This is a genomic window from Achromobacter sp. AONIH1, from assembly GCF_002902905.1.
Lineage (GTDB): Bacteria > Pseudomonadota > Gammaproteobacteria > Burkholderiales > Burkholderiaceae_B > Achromobacter.
This window is the reverse complement of the sequence record NZ_CP026124.1, coordinates 2,167,573-2,180,417: the sequence shown is the minus strand read 5'-3', so window position 1 is coordinate 2,180,417 and position 12,845 is coordinate 2,167,573. Positions and strand designations below refer to the sequence as shown.

14 protein-coding genes are annotated in these 12,845 nt (G+C 67.4%); 6 read left to right on the top strand and 8 right to left on the bottom strand.

The genetic code is table 11. From position 1 onward, the window contains the following. Positions 1–78: 78 nt before the first annotated feature. From C2U31_RS09890 to C2U31_RS09880, 3 genes are all read right to left on the bottom strand, one after another. Positions 79–942, bottom strand: a complete 864-nt coding sequence (locus C2U31_RS09890) for an IclR family transcriptional regulator (protein WP_103272694.1) — start codon at positions 940–942, stop codon at positions 79–81. 167 nt (positions 943–1,109) lie between these two features. Next, the gene (locus C2U31_RS09885) at positions 1,110–1,925 is read right to left on the bottom strand and encodes a molybdopterin-binding protein (protein ID WP_103272693.1); all 816 of its coding nucleotides are present in this window, start codon (positions 1,923–1,925) and stop codon (positions 1,110–1,112) included. 50 nt (positions 1,926–1,975) lie between these two features. Beyond that, on the bottom strand, positions 1,976–2,776 hold the full coding sequence (locus tag C2U31_RS09880; RefSeq protein WP_103272692.1) for an EI24 domain-containing protein: 801 nt from the start codon (positions 2,774–2,776) through the stop codon (positions 1,976–1,978). A gap of 64 nt (positions 2,777–2,840) precedes the next feature. Here C2U31_RS09880 and C2U31_RS09875 point away from each other — a divergent pair, with 64 nt between their 5' ends. After that, positions 2,841–3,224: a thioredoxin family protein gene (locus C2U31_RS09875; protein ID WP_103272691.1), complete on the top strand. Its 384-nt coding sequence runs from the start codon at positions 2,841–2,843 to the stop codon at positions 3,222–3,224. Between the two features lie 130 nt (positions 3,225–3,354). Here the strand turns inward: C2U31_RS09875 and C2U31_RS09870 are convergent, their stop codons facing one another. The 3 genes from C2U31_RS09870 to C2U31_RS09860 all read right to left on the bottom strand — a co-directional run bounded on the left by C2U31_RS09870 (position 3,355) and on the right by C2U31_RS09860 (position 6,244). Next, positions 3,355–4,815, bottom strand: a complete 1,461-nt coding sequence (locus C2U31_RS09870; protein WP_103272690.1) for a DEAD/DEAH box helicase — start codon at positions 4,813–4,815, stop codon at positions 3,355–3,357. 392 nt (positions 4,816–5,207) lie between these two features. Next, positions 5,208–5,543 carry an AzlD domain-containing protein gene (locus tag C2U31_RS09865; protein ID WP_103272689.1) on the bottom strand — a complete coding sequence of 112 codons (336 nt, stop codon included), beginning with the start codon at positions 5,541–5,543 and terminating at the stop codon, positions 5,208–5,210. Continuing rightward, a complete protein-coding gene (locus C2U31_RS09860) occupies positions 5,540–6,244 on the bottom strand; it encodes an AzlC family ABC transporter permease (protein WP_103272688.1) in 705 nt (234 codons plus the stop codon). The genes C2U31_RS09865 and C2U31_RS09860 overlap by 4 nt, the downstream gene beginning before the upstream one ends. A gap of 344 nt (positions 6,245–6,588) precedes the next feature. On the opposite strand from C2U31_RS09860, the gene C2U31_RS09855 reads away from it, so the two are divergent. From C2U31_RS09855 to C2U31_RS09840, 4 genes are all read left to right on the top strand, one after another. Beyond that, a complete protein-coding gene (locus C2U31_RS09855; RefSeq protein WP_103272687.1) occupies positions 6,589–7,509 on the top strand; it encodes a branched-chain amino acid transaminase in 921 nt (306 codons plus the stop codon). Positions 7,510–7,595: 86 nt separating this feature from the next. Next, the gene (locus C2U31_RS09850) at positions 7,596–7,817 is read left to right on the top strand and encodes a zinc-finger domain-containing protein (protein ID WP_103272686.1); all 222 of its coding nucleotides are present in this window, start codon (positions 7,596–7,598) and stop codon (positions 7,815–7,817) included. Between the two features lie 43 nt (positions 7,818–7,860). Continuing rightward, positions 7,861–8,283 carry a nuclear transport factor 2 family protein gene (locus tag C2U31_RS09845; RefSeq protein WP_103272685.1) on the top strand — a complete coding sequence of 141 codons (423 nt, stop codon included), beginning with the start codon at positions 7,861–7,863 and terminating at the stop codon, positions 8,281–8,283. Between the two features lie 18 nt (positions 8,284–8,301). Further along, a complete protein-coding gene (locus C2U31_RS09840) occupies positions 8,302–9,402 on the top strand; it encodes a YheT family hydrolase (protein WP_103272684.1) in 1,101 nt (366 codons plus the stop codon). Here the strand turns inward: C2U31_RS09840 and C2U31_RS09835 are convergent. Then, on the bottom strand, positions 9,399–10,907 hold the full coding sequence (locus tag C2U31_RS09835; RefSeq protein WP_369869759.1) for a M48 family metalloprotease: 1,509 nt from the start codon (positions 10,905–10,907) through the stop codon (positions 9,399–9,401). The two genes, C2U31_RS09840 and C2U31_RS09835, sit on opposite strands and share 4 nt — an antisense overlap. Positions 10,908–10,979: 72 nt before the next feature. Here C2U31_RS09835 and galU point away from each other — a divergent pair, with 72 nt between their 5' ends. After that, entirely contained in the window at positions 10,980–11,831 is an 852-nt protein-coding gene (gene galU / locus C2U31_RS09830; protein ID WP_103272682.1) for a UTP--glucose-1-phosphate uridylyltransferase GalU, read from the top strand. Positions 11,832–11,880: 49 nt separating this feature from the next. Here the strand turns inward: galU and C2U31_RS09825 are convergent, their stop codons facing one another. Then, a complete protein-coding gene (locus tag C2U31_RS09825; protein ID WP_103272681.1) occupies positions 11,881–12,750 on the bottom strand; it encodes a cytochrome c oxidase assembly protein in 870 nt (289 codons plus the stop codon). Between the last annotated feature and the right edge of the window lie 95 nt (positions 12,751–12,845).

The following is a 12,845-nucleotide window of genomic DNA, read 5'->3' as shown; positions in this document are numbered from 1 at the left end:
AAAGGGGGCTTTTTTGCAGGCCGCTGATTCGCGCCGGGGCAGACGCTCTTGAAGGCGCGGCAAGCCTGCCGCGCAGGCTCAGCCGCGCAATGTCTCGGCCTGCAGACTCAGTCCATTGGCGCCGCCCGAGACCGGCGGTTCGTAGCCCAGCGCCTCGGAAATGCTGGCGGCGGTATCCACCAGCGACTTGATCCATTCATCCTGCAGGCGCTCGGCCGGCGCCGAGATCGACAGCCCCGCCACCAGCTTGCCGGTATCGTCGAAGATGCCGGCGGCGATGCAGCGCACGCCCAGCTCCAGTTCCTCGTTGTCGCGCGCGTAACCGTGGCGACGCACCAGGGCCAGTTCGCGCTCCAGGCGCTCCAGGTCGGTCAGGCTGTTGCGCGTGTGCCCGGCCAATCCGGTGCGCAGCGCGTAGGCGCGGACCTGGCGGGTGTCGCCGGTGGACAGGAACAGCTTGCCGGTGGACGTCAGGTGCAGCGGCGCGCGGCCGCCGATGGCGCGCACCACCTGCATGCCGGAACGCTCGCTCCAGGCCCGCTCGATGTAGACGATCTCGTCGCCCTGCTGCACCGACAGGTTGATGGTCTGGCCCGTGAGCTTGTGCAGCGAGCGCATCGCCGACACCGCCGCCTCGCGCACGTTGAGCCGTCCCTTGACCAGCGACCCCAGTTCCAGCAGGCGCATGCCCAGCTGGTACAGGCCGTTGTCCACCCGCTCGACGTAGCGGCCCACCACCAGGTCGTTGAGGATCCGGTGCGCCGTGGACGCGTGCAGCCCGGTCGTGGCCGACAGCTCTTTCAGCGTGACGGGGTCGGGCTGGGCGGCCAGCGCATCAAGCAGCCGCATGGCGCGGTCGATGACTTGTATGGCGATGGGATGGCTAGCGGCGCCGTCACTATCGGCGTCCAGGGCGTTGCGGGGTGTCGGGAGACGGGACATAGGAAGGAGTTGGTGGCTTATGGCCGCGCCGCCGAAAGAGACCGGCCTTGCGGCAACGCAGCAAACAGTTCTTTCCCGTATTGTGAAATTTACCGGGGCATTTGGCAATGGGTTTTTTGAACTGAATAAAAAGGGTCGCCCCCATTTTATTCAGCCCTTCGTCAAGCTCAGGCCGCGGCCGGCGGCTCCAGCTTGCCGCCCAGCCGCAAGACCTCGGCCCTGAGGAAAGCCAAGGCTTGCGCGGCGGCCTCGGGTTCGCCCTTCACGCCCAGGTCGATATGCGGCGCGCCGCCAGCCTCGCCCACGCTGGGCAGGCTGAACGCCCGTACACCCGGCCAGCGCGATTCGACGGTCTGCATCGCCGGCGTGATGCGAGACTCCGGCATGCGGAAAACCAGGAAGGAATGCTCGACATGGCTGCGCTGATGCTGCATTGCACGATAGCGCGTGTCCAGCGTCCATTCGAGCATGGGCCAGGCCATGACGGGAAAGCCCGGAACGAACGAGTGGTCGCGGATGAAGAAGCCGGGAATGCGGTTGTAGGGATTCGGCACGATCTCGCAGCCTTGCGGGAACACGCCCATCTGCAGGCGCTGCTGGTTCTCGGGCGTGCTCATGTCGGCCGTGCCCTGCCCCTTGGCCGCCATCTCGGCGGTGCGCAGCGCAATGGCTTCCTCCGCTTCGGGATGCAGCGCCAGCGGCAGGTCCAGCGCGGCCGCCGCCGCCTGGCGGGTATGGTCGTCCGGCGTGCCGCCGATGCCGCCGCAGGACAGCACCACATCGCCGGAGGCGAAGCTGCGTCGATAGGCGGCCGTCAGCGCATCGCGATCATCGGGCAGGAACTCCGCCCAGCCCAGCTGCATGCCACGCGCGGACAGCAGTTCGACGACTTTGGAGAAGTGCTTGTCCTGTCGGCGCCCCGACAGGATTTCGTCTCCGACGATGATCAGGCCAATACGGCGGGCGGCGGGTTCTGCGGCCATGTCCAGTTCCAGGTGTGAGGATCGAATGATGTGAAGATCGCGCGCCGCGCTCAGACGTCGATGACGCGCTCTTCGCGCAGGCGTTTGAGCGCCTCGAGCCCGTAGTGCGCATTGACCAGGGCCGAGAACACCGGCAGGATGATCCACGCCGGCGGCAGCAGGTTCAGCAGCGAACAAATCAGGCCGATGACCCAGAAACCGCCGTTGTGGCGCTGGATCAGCAGGCGGCGCTCGGCCGGGCTGGCATGCTCGACGATGGCGTCCACGCGCATCATGCGCGAAAACGCGAAGGCCCACCAGAAAACCGGCAGGATCAAGGCCATGGGCGGCACCAGCCACAGCGGCAGCGTCAGCAACCAGCCGGCGGCGAAGGCGGCCGACACCCACACGGCGTTCCAGACGCTGACCGCCGTGGAATGCCTGCCTTGCAAGGCGAGTCCGGCGTATTCCCGATGCCCCACGTGGCGCAGCACCAGCGGCATCACGAACACGGCGGCGATGGCCAGGCCCAGGATGCCTGAAACGGGCAGCAGGATGGCCGCGGCAACCACCGGAGCCAGGTAGATCTTCAGCGAGAACAGCCCCATCGCCACCAGCCACTCGTCGGTGCGGTTGACGAAGTCCCAGTGCGACGCCTCCATGCGCAGCCAGTCCGTGAGCGGCGTCCAGAACAGCCAGAGCAGCAACAGGGCGCCGACCAGGGCGATCAGGAATGGCAGCAGCACCGCGAACAGCATGGTCGGATGGCACTGCGACACGAGCGCCCGCTTGAAGGCCAGTCCAACTCCAGCGGCGCTGCGGGAAAAGCGGCCAGGCTGAGGCGTGTCAAAGTCGGTGCGCAAGGCGGTCATGAGGCGGGCAAATGGTGATGAGCATCCCGGGTATGATAGGTCAAACCCGCCTAGCTTCGCTCGTATGCCCCTACTCGTTCCCGGTACCGATCTTGCCGCTCTGCGCACGCGCCTGGGCGCGGCGCCCGACACCTGGCTCATCGCCTGTTTCTGCGCCGCCTGGTGCGACACCTGCGAGCAGTACAAGCCCAAGCTGCTGGCGCTGGCCGAGGCCATGCCCGAGCGCGTGTTCGCCTGGATCGATATCGAGGAGCACGCCGAACTGCTCGGCGACGAGGAAGTCGAGAACTTCCCCACCCTGCTGGTCCAGCTCGGCGACCGCGTGCTGTTCTACGGTCCGATGCTGCCGCACATCGGCCATCTCGAACGCCTGCTTGCCAGCCTGGACGCAGGCAGCGCCGCCATCACGACCGGCCTGCCCGACCTGCCAGCGCTGCTGACGGCCTGAACTGACGGCCTGAGACCGGCCACATGAAAAAGGCGCCCGCGAGGCGCCTTTTCTTGTGGCCAGCCCGATCAACCGCGCGGGTCGCAAGCTGAACCGGCTGACGGACGTCGGAATCCGCCGACGCCCCGCCTCAGGGCTTGCGGCTGCCGCCGAGCAGCACGGCGACCTGGCGCTTGGCGCCGTTCGACTTGACTGGCGCGTCCTTTTCGGGGGCGGGCCCGGCGGCCGACGGCTCGTAGGGCTTGAGGAAGAAATCGTCCACGGGCTGGCGCGGCGCGGAATACGACGAGCGGCGCTCGGATCCACGCTCGGACGAACGGCCGCGATCGCCACGATCGCGTCCTTCGCGACCCTCGCGCGGCGAGCCGCGCTCCTCGCCACGGCCATGGCTGCGGGCGATCAGGTCGGCGGGCACGTCCAGCGTACCGCGCGGCACTTCGCGCTTGATCAGCTTCTCGATGTCGAGCAGGAAGCGCTCTTCTTCCGCCGTGAACAGCGCGATGGCTTCGCCCGACGCGCCCGCGCGGCCGGTACGGCCGATACGGTGCACGTAGTCTTCGGCGTTGTACGGCAGGTCGTAGTTGATGACGCAAGGCACGCCGGCCACGTCCAGGCCGCGCGCGGCCACGTCGGTGGCCACCAGCACTTCCAGATCGCCGGCCTTGAAGGCTTCCAGCGCCTTCATGCGGTCAGCCTGGGTCTTGTCGCCGTGGATGGATTCGGCCTTCACACCATCGCGTTCGAGCTGGCGGGCCAGGCGGGCGGTGCCGATCTTGGTGTTGGAGAACACGATGACCTGCTTCAGGCCGCGCGACTTCACCAGGTGCACCACGGCCGCGCGCTTGTTGTCGCCCGACATCTTGTAGGCGATCTGCGTGATGGTGTTGGCGGTGGCGTTGCGGGCGGCGACCTCGATCTCGACCGGCTGGTTCAGGTACGAGCGGCCCAGCTTGCGGATTTCGTTGCTGAAGGTGGCCGAGAACAGCAGGCCCTGGCGCTGCGCGGGCAGCAGGCGGATGATGCGCTCCAGGTCGGGCAGGAAGCCCATGTCCAGCATGCGATCGGCCTCGTCCAGCACCAGGATGCCGACCTGACCCAGGTTCACGTTCTTCTGTTCCACGTGATCCAGCAGGCGGCCCGGCGTGGCGACCAGGATTTCGCAGCCACGGCGCAGCGCTTCGCGCTGCGGACCGATGTCCACGCCGCCGAACACCACGGCCGAACGCAGCGGCGTCTGCTTGCTGTAGCGCTTGACGCTTTCGTACACCTGGTCCGCCAGTTCGCGCGTGGGCGTGAGGATCAGCGCGCGCACCGGGTGCCGCGCGGGCGAAGCGCTGGCGTTGGCCAGCGGCATCAGGCGGTGCAGGATGGGCACGGTGAACGCGGCGGTCTTGCCGGTGCCGGTTTGAGCGGCGCCCATGACGTCGCGCCCCTCGACCACGACCGGAATCGCTTGCGCCTGGATCGGCGTGGGCTTGGTGTAGCCGGTTTCGGCGATGGACTGCAGCAGCAGGGGATGCAGGCCGAAATCGGCAAACGAAGGCGCGGGGGCCTCGGCGGCGGGTGCTACGGATTGAGTGGAGTCAGTCATCAGGGTTAGGCAGATACCGGGACCAGTGAAAAAGAACAAAACGAGAGTGCATGGGCACTGCCGTGCATACGCATCGGGACAACCGGAACACGCGCCACGCTCGCGCGGCCACGCGCGAATTGCCGCGGCGCGCAAGGCGCCGCGAGCGATCCGCATCCTGCCTTGCAGGCCAGGCGGCGCATTCTGGTTTCGATACTTATGAGGGCAGTACCAGGCCCGGATTGCTGTGGATAACTCGAATTTTAGCGCAGCCGGCCCGGCGCACGCGCAAAGCAGGTCGCCGAATGCCCGGAGCGACTGGAAAACCGGCGCGGCGGGTAGCTCCGATCAGGCAAAATCGTCCACCTGATGGACAGTAAGCGACCAATCGGACGAATTCCGCTTCGGAGGACTCAGCCCGCCAGCCAGCGCAGCCCCCAAAGGACCAGCATGCCGACGATGATGACCAGCACCGCGCTGCGCGTGCGCAGGAACACCAGCACCGCCAGCACGCCCGCCACCAGCTTGTAATCGAACACCGGCCCCAGCCCTGCTTTCCAGGGCAGCAGGTCGGGCACCACGATGGCCGTCAAGGCGGCCGCCGGCGCATAGCGCAGGGCCCGCCGCACGTTGTCGGACAGCGGAACATAATCGCCGAACAGCATGAAGCCGGCGCGCGTGATCACGCTGCACACGGTCAGCAGCAGGATCGCGCAATAGACATAGATCTCGGAGGGCCAGAGCGTCATGTGCGCGCCTTGAAGAAACGTTCGGCCCACATGCCGGCGACCACGCCGGTGATCACGGCCGCTGCCAGGCCCAGCCGCAGCGGCAGGGTCTGCCCGACCCAGGCGACCAGTCCGGCCGCCAGCATCGACACCAGCATGGGCTTGGAATTGGCCAACGGCACGGTGATGGCCAGCAGCGCCAGCACGGCGGCGAAATCCAGCGACCAGGTCGCGGGCACCATGGTGCCCAGGTAAATGCCCACGATGGACGAGGTCTGCCACACCAGCCAGCCCGGCGCCACGGTGCCGATGAAGTACCAGAGCTGCTCGCGGGTGCCGCGTTCGGCCGCGTCGCCGAAACGCGGCATGAACAGCACGAAGCCCATGTCGGTGGTGAAGTAACCCAGCCCCAGGCGCTTGGGCCAGGACAGGTGGCGGAAATAGGGCTGCAGCGCGGCGCCAAAAATGAGGAAGCGCAGGTTGACCACGCAGCCGGCGGCGAAGATCAGCCACAACGGCGCGCCGGTGGCGATAAGCGGCAGCGAGGTCAGCTGCGCCGAACCGGCGTACAGCAGCAGCGTCATGGCCAGGGCCATGGATTCGGTGAGGCCCGACTTGACCATGGCCACCCCGGTGACCAGGCCCCAGGTCGCGGTGGCGATCAGGGCCGGCACGATGGCCTGGACGCCGGCGCGGAAGGCGGCGACGCGTTCTTGCCGCACGAGGCGGGGGTCTTCAGTTTGCGCTGAAGGAAGCGCTGGTTCAGAGGACAATGGCTGGCCCCTGGCGATTCGGACAGGACGACATGACTGCTCTAAGGGATGGAAAGCGGCGGCGGCCCGCCTGAAGTCGCGTCCGCGCGGCGGCGGATCCAGGCGCGAACGAGGCGTATTGTAACCTCGCTGCTTGATACAATGACGCACTTCCGCGAGCGCCGCTTGCGGCCTCCCGTCATCGCGCGGGACGCCCGCCGGCCCAAGTCGGAGCTATCGTGCGGCGCCGACCGCCGCGCGGCGTCAAAAGCGCTTCCGGGCGAAAACGGCGCGCACTAAGATGGGAGCAGACCATGTCGATGGCGGATCGTGACGGTTTCATCTGGTACGACGGCAAGCTGGTGCCGTGGCGTGACGCGACGACGCACGTCCTGACGCACTCCCTGCACTACGGCCTGTCGGTATTCGAGGGCGTGCGCGCCTACGACGGCGAGCTCGGCACGGCCATCTTCCGCCTGCAGGACCACACCAGGCGCCTGTTCAACTCGGCGCACATCTACCAGATCCCCATGCCCTTCGACCCGGACACGGTCAACGAGGCGCAGCGCCAGGTCGTGCGCGAGAACCAGCTCAAGTCCTGCTACCTGCGCCCCCTGGTCTTCTACGGCCCCGAGAAGATGGGCGTGTCGCCCAAGGGTGCCCGCGTGCACGTGGCCATCGCCGCCTGGCCCTGGGGCGCCTACCTGGGCGAGGAAGCGCTGTCCCAGGGCATCCGCGTCAAGGTTTCCTCCTTTGCCCGCCAGCACGTCAACGTGACGATGCCGCGCGCCAAGGTCGCGACCACCTACGCCAACTCGATCCTGGCCAATACCGAGGCCCTGCAGGACGGCTACGACGAAGCCCTGCTGCTGGACACCGACGGCTTCGTGGCCGAGGGCTCGGGCGAAAACCTGTTCCTGGTCAAGGACGGCGTGCTCTGCGAGCCGGAAATCGCCTCGGCCCTGACCGGCATCACCCGCTCCACCATCCATGCGCTGGCCGCCGACCTGGGCCTGCGCGTCGTGACCAAGCGGCTGACCCGGGACGACGTCTACATCGCCGACGAGGCTTTCTTCACCGGCACCGCCGCGGAAGTCACCCCGATCCGCGAGGTCGACAACCGCAAGATCGGCGCCGGCAGCCGCGGCCCGGTTACCGAAGCGCTGCAGAAGGCCTACTTCGACGTGGTGCATGGCCGCAACCCGAAGTACCATCACTGGCTGAGCAAAATCTGATTCGCGCGGCCTTGTTAATTTCCCGCAAGGCCGCATCATTACCACCCACCCAGCCGTCCCACGGTTCTTTTATTTCAGGAATACCCATGACCGCCGCTTCCCCGGCCGCCGTCTCCAGCGCACAACACGAAGTGATCGAAGTCGGCGCCGAAGACCTGCCCGTCTTCTGTCCCGGCCCCAAGGCTCCGCTGTGGAGCATGCACCCCCGCGTCTTCCTCGACGTGGCCCGCACCGGTTCGGCCCGCTGCGCCTACTGTGGCGCCGAATACCGTCTGAAGCCGGGCACGGTGCTGCACGGCCACCACTGAGAGCCGGCCGCGCCCTTCTTCCTCACGCCAACCGCCACGACCTATGTTCGCCACGCCAGACGAAGCCGAGCACGCGTTCTACGAAGCCCTGGAACAGGCGGACTGCGTCCGCTTGATGCAAGTCTGGGCGGACGACGAGGAAATCGTCTGCATCCATCCGGGCGGCCTGCGCATCGTGGGCCACTCGGCGGTGCACGAATCCTGGCAGCAGGTGCTGGCCAACGGCCCGCTGCACATCCGCCCTCTGCGCCCGCTGGTCATGCAGAGCATGATGTGCGCGGTGCACGTGCTGGTGGAACAGGTGGCGGTGCGCACGCGCGAAGGCACGCAGTTCGCCAACTGCTACGCGACGAACATCTATCACAAGGGGCCCACCGGCTGGCGCATGGTCATGCACCATGCCTCGCCCGCCCCCACCGAAGCGGGTGTGCTCGACTTGCACGACGTACCCGACATGCTGCACTAGAGACCGGGTGGATTTTTGTTGGCCGCTGCTCGTTTTGACACAACGCCCTGCCCTGTTCCCTCGTGGCTGCCCGGAGGCGACAGCCAAACCGTCTACGCCGCCCTGTTCGCGCAATACCATCGCATCGCCTTCGTGCGCGACCGCGTGGAAACGCCGGACACGGACTTCGTGGACTTCGACTGGACCGGGCCGGGCCTCTTTCCGCACAAGGCCGCCGACGGCGCGCCCGTGAGCGGCCAGCGTCCGGTCGCCAACGGCAGGACCGCCGCCGCCCGCTGGATGACCGACGCGGACTGGAAATCCCTGCCGCACACACCTGACACGCCGGCGCTAGTGCTGTTCCACGGACTGGAAGGCGGCAGCAACAGCCGCTACGCGCAGTCGATCGCGCATCATTTCCGGGCGCGCGGCTGGATCGTGGCCATCGCCCATTTTCGCGGCTGCTCCGGCACGCCCAACCGCCTGGCGCGCGCCTACTATTCCGGCGACTCGGCCGAGGTCGGTTTCCTGCTGGAGACCGTGCGCAGCCGCATCCCGCACGCCCGCTGGCATGCCGTGGGCGTGTCGCTGGGCGGCAACGCGCTGCTCAAGTACCTGGGCGAGCACCATGAGGACACGTCCTGGCTGACGGCCTGCGCCGGCGTCTCGGTGCCGCTGGACCTGGTGGCCTGCGGCAAGACCCTGTCCACCGGCCTCTTCAACCGGAAGATCTACACCGGGCATTTCCTCAAGACGCTCAAGAACAAGGTGCTTGAAAAGGCGCATCGCTACCCGGGCGCCATCGACGTGATGCGCATCGCGCACGCGCGCGACCTGCGCGACTTCGACGACGCCTATACCGCGCCCATGCATGGGTTCCGCAACGCGCTGGACTACTGGACGCGCGCCTCCAGCAAGCCCTGGCTGCCGCGGATCACCGCGCCCACGCTGGTGCTGAACGCGCTGAACGATCCGTTCATCCCGGCCAGCGCCCTGCCCAAGCCCGAGGAATGCTCGGCCAACGTGCTGCTGCACCAGCCCGCCGACGGCGGCCACGCCGGTTTCCCGACCGGCGCCTTTCCGGCGCACCTGAACTGGCTGCCCCAGCGCCTGGGCCGCTTCTTCGAAACCGGCCTCTAGCCGGATTTGAATCGCTCCAGCAGCTGCCGTTCTTCGGCGAGCTTGTCCCTGACTTCCTTGATCTGCACGTCGATCTGCGACTGCTCGTAGAAGTCGGAAGACATCCCGCGCGCCTGCTGCAACTGAGACTCCGCCGCGGCGAAAGCGCCGATCTGCGTGTAGTAGCGGGCCATGTCGCGGCGCGCCTGCACCGGCTTGCCGGTGCGTTCCTGGCTCTGCGCCAGCATCTGATAGAGGCTGGGTTCGTCCGCGCCCCATTGCCGGATCTTGCCGCGCAGGTAGTCCTGGGCCTCGGCGTGGCGGCCACTATTCTGCAGCGCCTGGGCATAGGCGATGCCCAGCGCGCGCCGGTCAGGCCAGCGCTTGGACGCGGCCTGCGCCAGCTCCAGCGCGCGGGCATTGTCCTTGCGGGCCAGCGCGATATCCACGCTCAGCTTGGCCAGCTGCGGCGACGACCGTCCGTCTTCCGAGGCCAGGGTCCAGTTGCGCTCCGCCTCGGCCAGGCTGTTGCGCTGCAGGGCCTGCAAGGCCAGGCCATAGTAGGCCGCCGACTTGCGCACGCCGGACAGCGCCCGGGCCTCGTCCTGCAGCTGCTGCGCGGCCGAGCGCAGGCTGACCGCGTCGCGCCCCTGCACCACGCGCATCTTGGCGCGGATGTACCAGAAATCATCGCTGTCCACGTGCCGCGTCGGCGGCTGCGAGCGCGCCCGATTTTGCACGTCGGACATGCGCTCGATGGACAGCGGGTGCGTGCTGGCCCAGGAACCGCCGCCCATGCCCTCGTTCAGGCGCGAGGCGTTCATCAGCCGTCCGAACATGTCGGACATGCCCTGCGGGTCGTAGCCCGCCTTGGTCAGCATCTGGAAACCGGCGCGGTCGGCCTCGCGCTCGGCATCGCGCGAAAAACCCAGCTGGCGGTTGATGGCGGCGGCCTGGCCGAACGCGGCCACGCCCATCGCCAGATTGCCGCCACCGCCAGCCAGCGCCGCCAGCAGCGCGCCGGCCAGGCTGGCCAGCATCACCATGCTGTTCTGGTTCTGCTGGGTCATGCCACGGGCGATATGGCGCTGCACCACGTGGCCGATTTCGTGCGCCAGCACGGCGGCCAGCTCGGACTCGCTGGCCGAGGCGACGATCAGTCCGGTATTCACGCCGATGAAGCCGCCAGGCATGGCGAACGCATTGATCTCGGGATCCCGCACGCCGAACATTTCCACTTCGGGCACGGCGCCCGGCGAATACGCGGCCAGCTTGCGTCCCATGGTGGTCAGGTACTGGCTCAGCTCGGTGTCGTCCACATAGGTGGGGTCGCGCCGCCCTTGCGACATGATGGCCTCGCCCAGGCTGCGTTCCAGCATCGGGGAAAGCTCGGCCGACGACGCCGCGCCCATGGAAGGCAGCCCGACGGGCTGGGCATGGGCCGCCAGCGGCAGGGCCTGTAAGACCAGCGCAGCGCTGAGCGCCGCGCTGACGCCTTGTTTCGCAATCGAGCAAATGGAGGACATGTTCCTGCGTTTCATAAGCCTATGATAGCGATCAGCTTAAAATGTTTCACCGTTTCCCCATGCGAGGTTTCAATGCGTCCCGTCCGTAAAGCCGTTTTTCCCGTTGCCGGCATGGGCACCCGTTTTCTGCCCGCGACCAAGGCGATGCCCAAGGAAATGCTGCCCGTCGTCGACAAGCCCCTGATCCAGTACGCGGTGGAAGAAGCCGTGGCCGCCGGCATCACGGACCTGATTTTCGTCACCGGGCGCAACAAGCGGGCCATCGAGGATCATTTCGATTCCGCCCCTGAACTCGAATCCGACCTGGAAAGCAAGGGCAAGCACGAGCTGCTGGCCATGGTGCGTGGCATTCTACCCGCCCATGTGAACTGCCTTTACATTCGCCAATCGGCCCCGCTGGGCCTGGGACACGCCGTGCTGTCGGCGGCGCCGGCCGTGGGCGACGAGCCCTTCGCCGTGCTGCTGGCCGACGACCTGATCGACGCCGACACGCCCGCCATGAAGCAGCTGGTCGACATCGCCGTCGCGCAGAACGCCAGCGTGCTGGGGGTGCAGGACGTGCCGCGCGAAGACACCCGCAAGTACGGCATCGTCGCGACCCAGGACGGCGACGCCCGCGCCAACGGCCGCACCGAGCGCGTCACGCATATCGTTGAAAAACCCGATCCGGCGGCCGCCCCATCCACGCTGGCGGTGGTGGGCCGCTATGTGCTGGAAGCGGCCATTTTCGATCACCTGCGCTCGACCAAGATGGGCGCCGGCAACGAAATCCAGCTGACCGACGGCATCGCGTCGCTGATGCGCGAGCGCGCGGTCTATGCGCACCGCTACGACGGCACGCGCTACGACTGCGGCAGCAAGGCCGGCATGTTCCAGGCCACCGTGGCGCTGGGACGCAAGTACCACGGGCTGATTCCGGAGTAGGCCACCGCCGGTTCGGGACGAAACGGACTGATTCCGCTGAATGGCCGGATCAGGCCGAGACGGCGCGGGCCTTGGCCCGCGCCCGCGCATCGCGATCGGCCTTGCGCAGCCGACCCTTGGCGGACAGGCGCATCAGGGTGCCCAGCGCCACCATCAAGCCCACCACCTCCACCAGCGCGGCCGGAATCCACATGGTCAGGCCGCCGATGGTCTGGTCGGTCTGCGCCGACATGGCGACGGCGCGGCCGCACAGTTCGAACAAGGGATAGAGGTCGCTTTCGGAGAAGGCGATGACGGCCCCCGCCACCATCTGCGGCGCCATGGTGATGATGGGCGAAATCACGCGGCCGCCTGGCGACATGGCCGCCGGCGGGCTGGGACGCCGGTCCAGGATCAGGTTCCAGTACATGAAACCGCTGATCACCACCGACCAGTTCATCAGCCGGTACAGGCGCCAGTCCAGCATGGAATAGAACTGCACCGACGGCAGCAGCCAGACCAGCACCAGGAACACGAACAGCGCGGGCACGAAGATCTTGTTGGTCAGCACCGCCACCGTGGCGCGGCCCAGGCCGGTGCGCAGGAAGTCGCGCAGCCGCAGGCGCCAGGCCATCGGCAGCCCGGCGCGCATGACCTGTCCGGGAAAGGCCGCCATCACCAGTAGCGGCCCCAGGTGATGCAGCACCAGGTGCTGGGCGCGATGGATGAAGAACATGCGCTCGGCGTAGTAGTCGAGCCGGGTATGCATGGACAGGTACAGCAGCACCATCCCCGACCAGAAGTACACCTGGCGCGCCAGCGTCACGTGATGCACCCGTTGGCCGCGCACGAACAGCACGATGGCCACGATGAACGAAGCCACCAGCGTGGGAGAGAACTCCCAGGGTACGAGCCACTCAAGACTGTCCATGCATGCCATCCGGAAGACCGCGGGGAAAGGCCGGCCCGGCGCCAGGCGCCGGGCCGCTGCTCACCGCCGATTGTAGTGGACGCCCGAAGGAGCGTCCCTCCCGG

Coding starts and splice junctions, on each gene's coding strand:
- C2U31_RS09890 (WP_103272694.1), bottom strand. CDS start 942: ATGTCCCGTCTCCCGACACCCCGCAACGCCCTGGACGCCGATAGTGAC.
- C2U31_RS09885 (WP_103272693.1), bottom strand. CDS start 1,925: ATGGCCGCAGAACCCGCCGCCCGCCGTATTGGCCTGATCATCGTCGGA.
- C2U31_RS09880 (WP_103272692.1), bottom strand. CDS start 2,776: ATGACCGCCTTGCGCACCGACTTTGACACGCCTCAGCCTGGCCGCTTT.
- C2U31_RS09875 (WP_103272691.1), top strand. CDS start 2,841: ATGCCCCTACTCGTTCCCGGTACCGATCTTGCCGCTCTGCGCACGCGC.
- C2U31_RS09870 (WP_103272690.1), bottom strand. CDS start 4,815: ATGACTGACTCCACTCAATCCGTAGCACCCGCCGCCGAGGCCCCCGCG.
- C2U31_RS09865 (WP_103272689.1), bottom strand. CDS start 5,543: ATGACGCTCTGGCCCTCCGAGATCTATGTCTATTGCGCGATCCTGCTG.
- C2U31_RS09855 (WP_103272687.1), top strand. CDS start 6,589: ATGTCGATGGCGGATCGTGACGGTTTCATCTGGTACGACGGCAAGCTG.
- C2U31_RS09850 (WP_103272686.1), top strand. CDS start 7,596: ATGACCGCCGCTTCCCCGGCCGCCGTCTCCAGCGCACAACACGAAGTG.
- C2U31_RS09845 (WP_103272685.1), top strand. CDS start 7,861: ATGTTCGCCACGCCAGACGAAGCCGAGCACGCGTTCTACGAAGCCCTG.
- C2U31_RS09835 (WP_369869759.1), bottom strand. CDS start 10,907: ATGTCCTCCATTTGCTCGATTGCGAAACAAGGCGTCAGCGCGGCGCTC.
- galU (WP_103272682.1), top strand. CDS start 10,980: ATGCGTCCCGTCCGTAAAGCCGTTTTTCCCGTTGCCGGCATGGGCACC.
- C2U31_RS09825 (WP_103272681.1), bottom strand. CDS start 12,750: ATGGCATGCATGGACAGTCTTGAGTGGCTCGTACCCTGGGAGTTCTCT.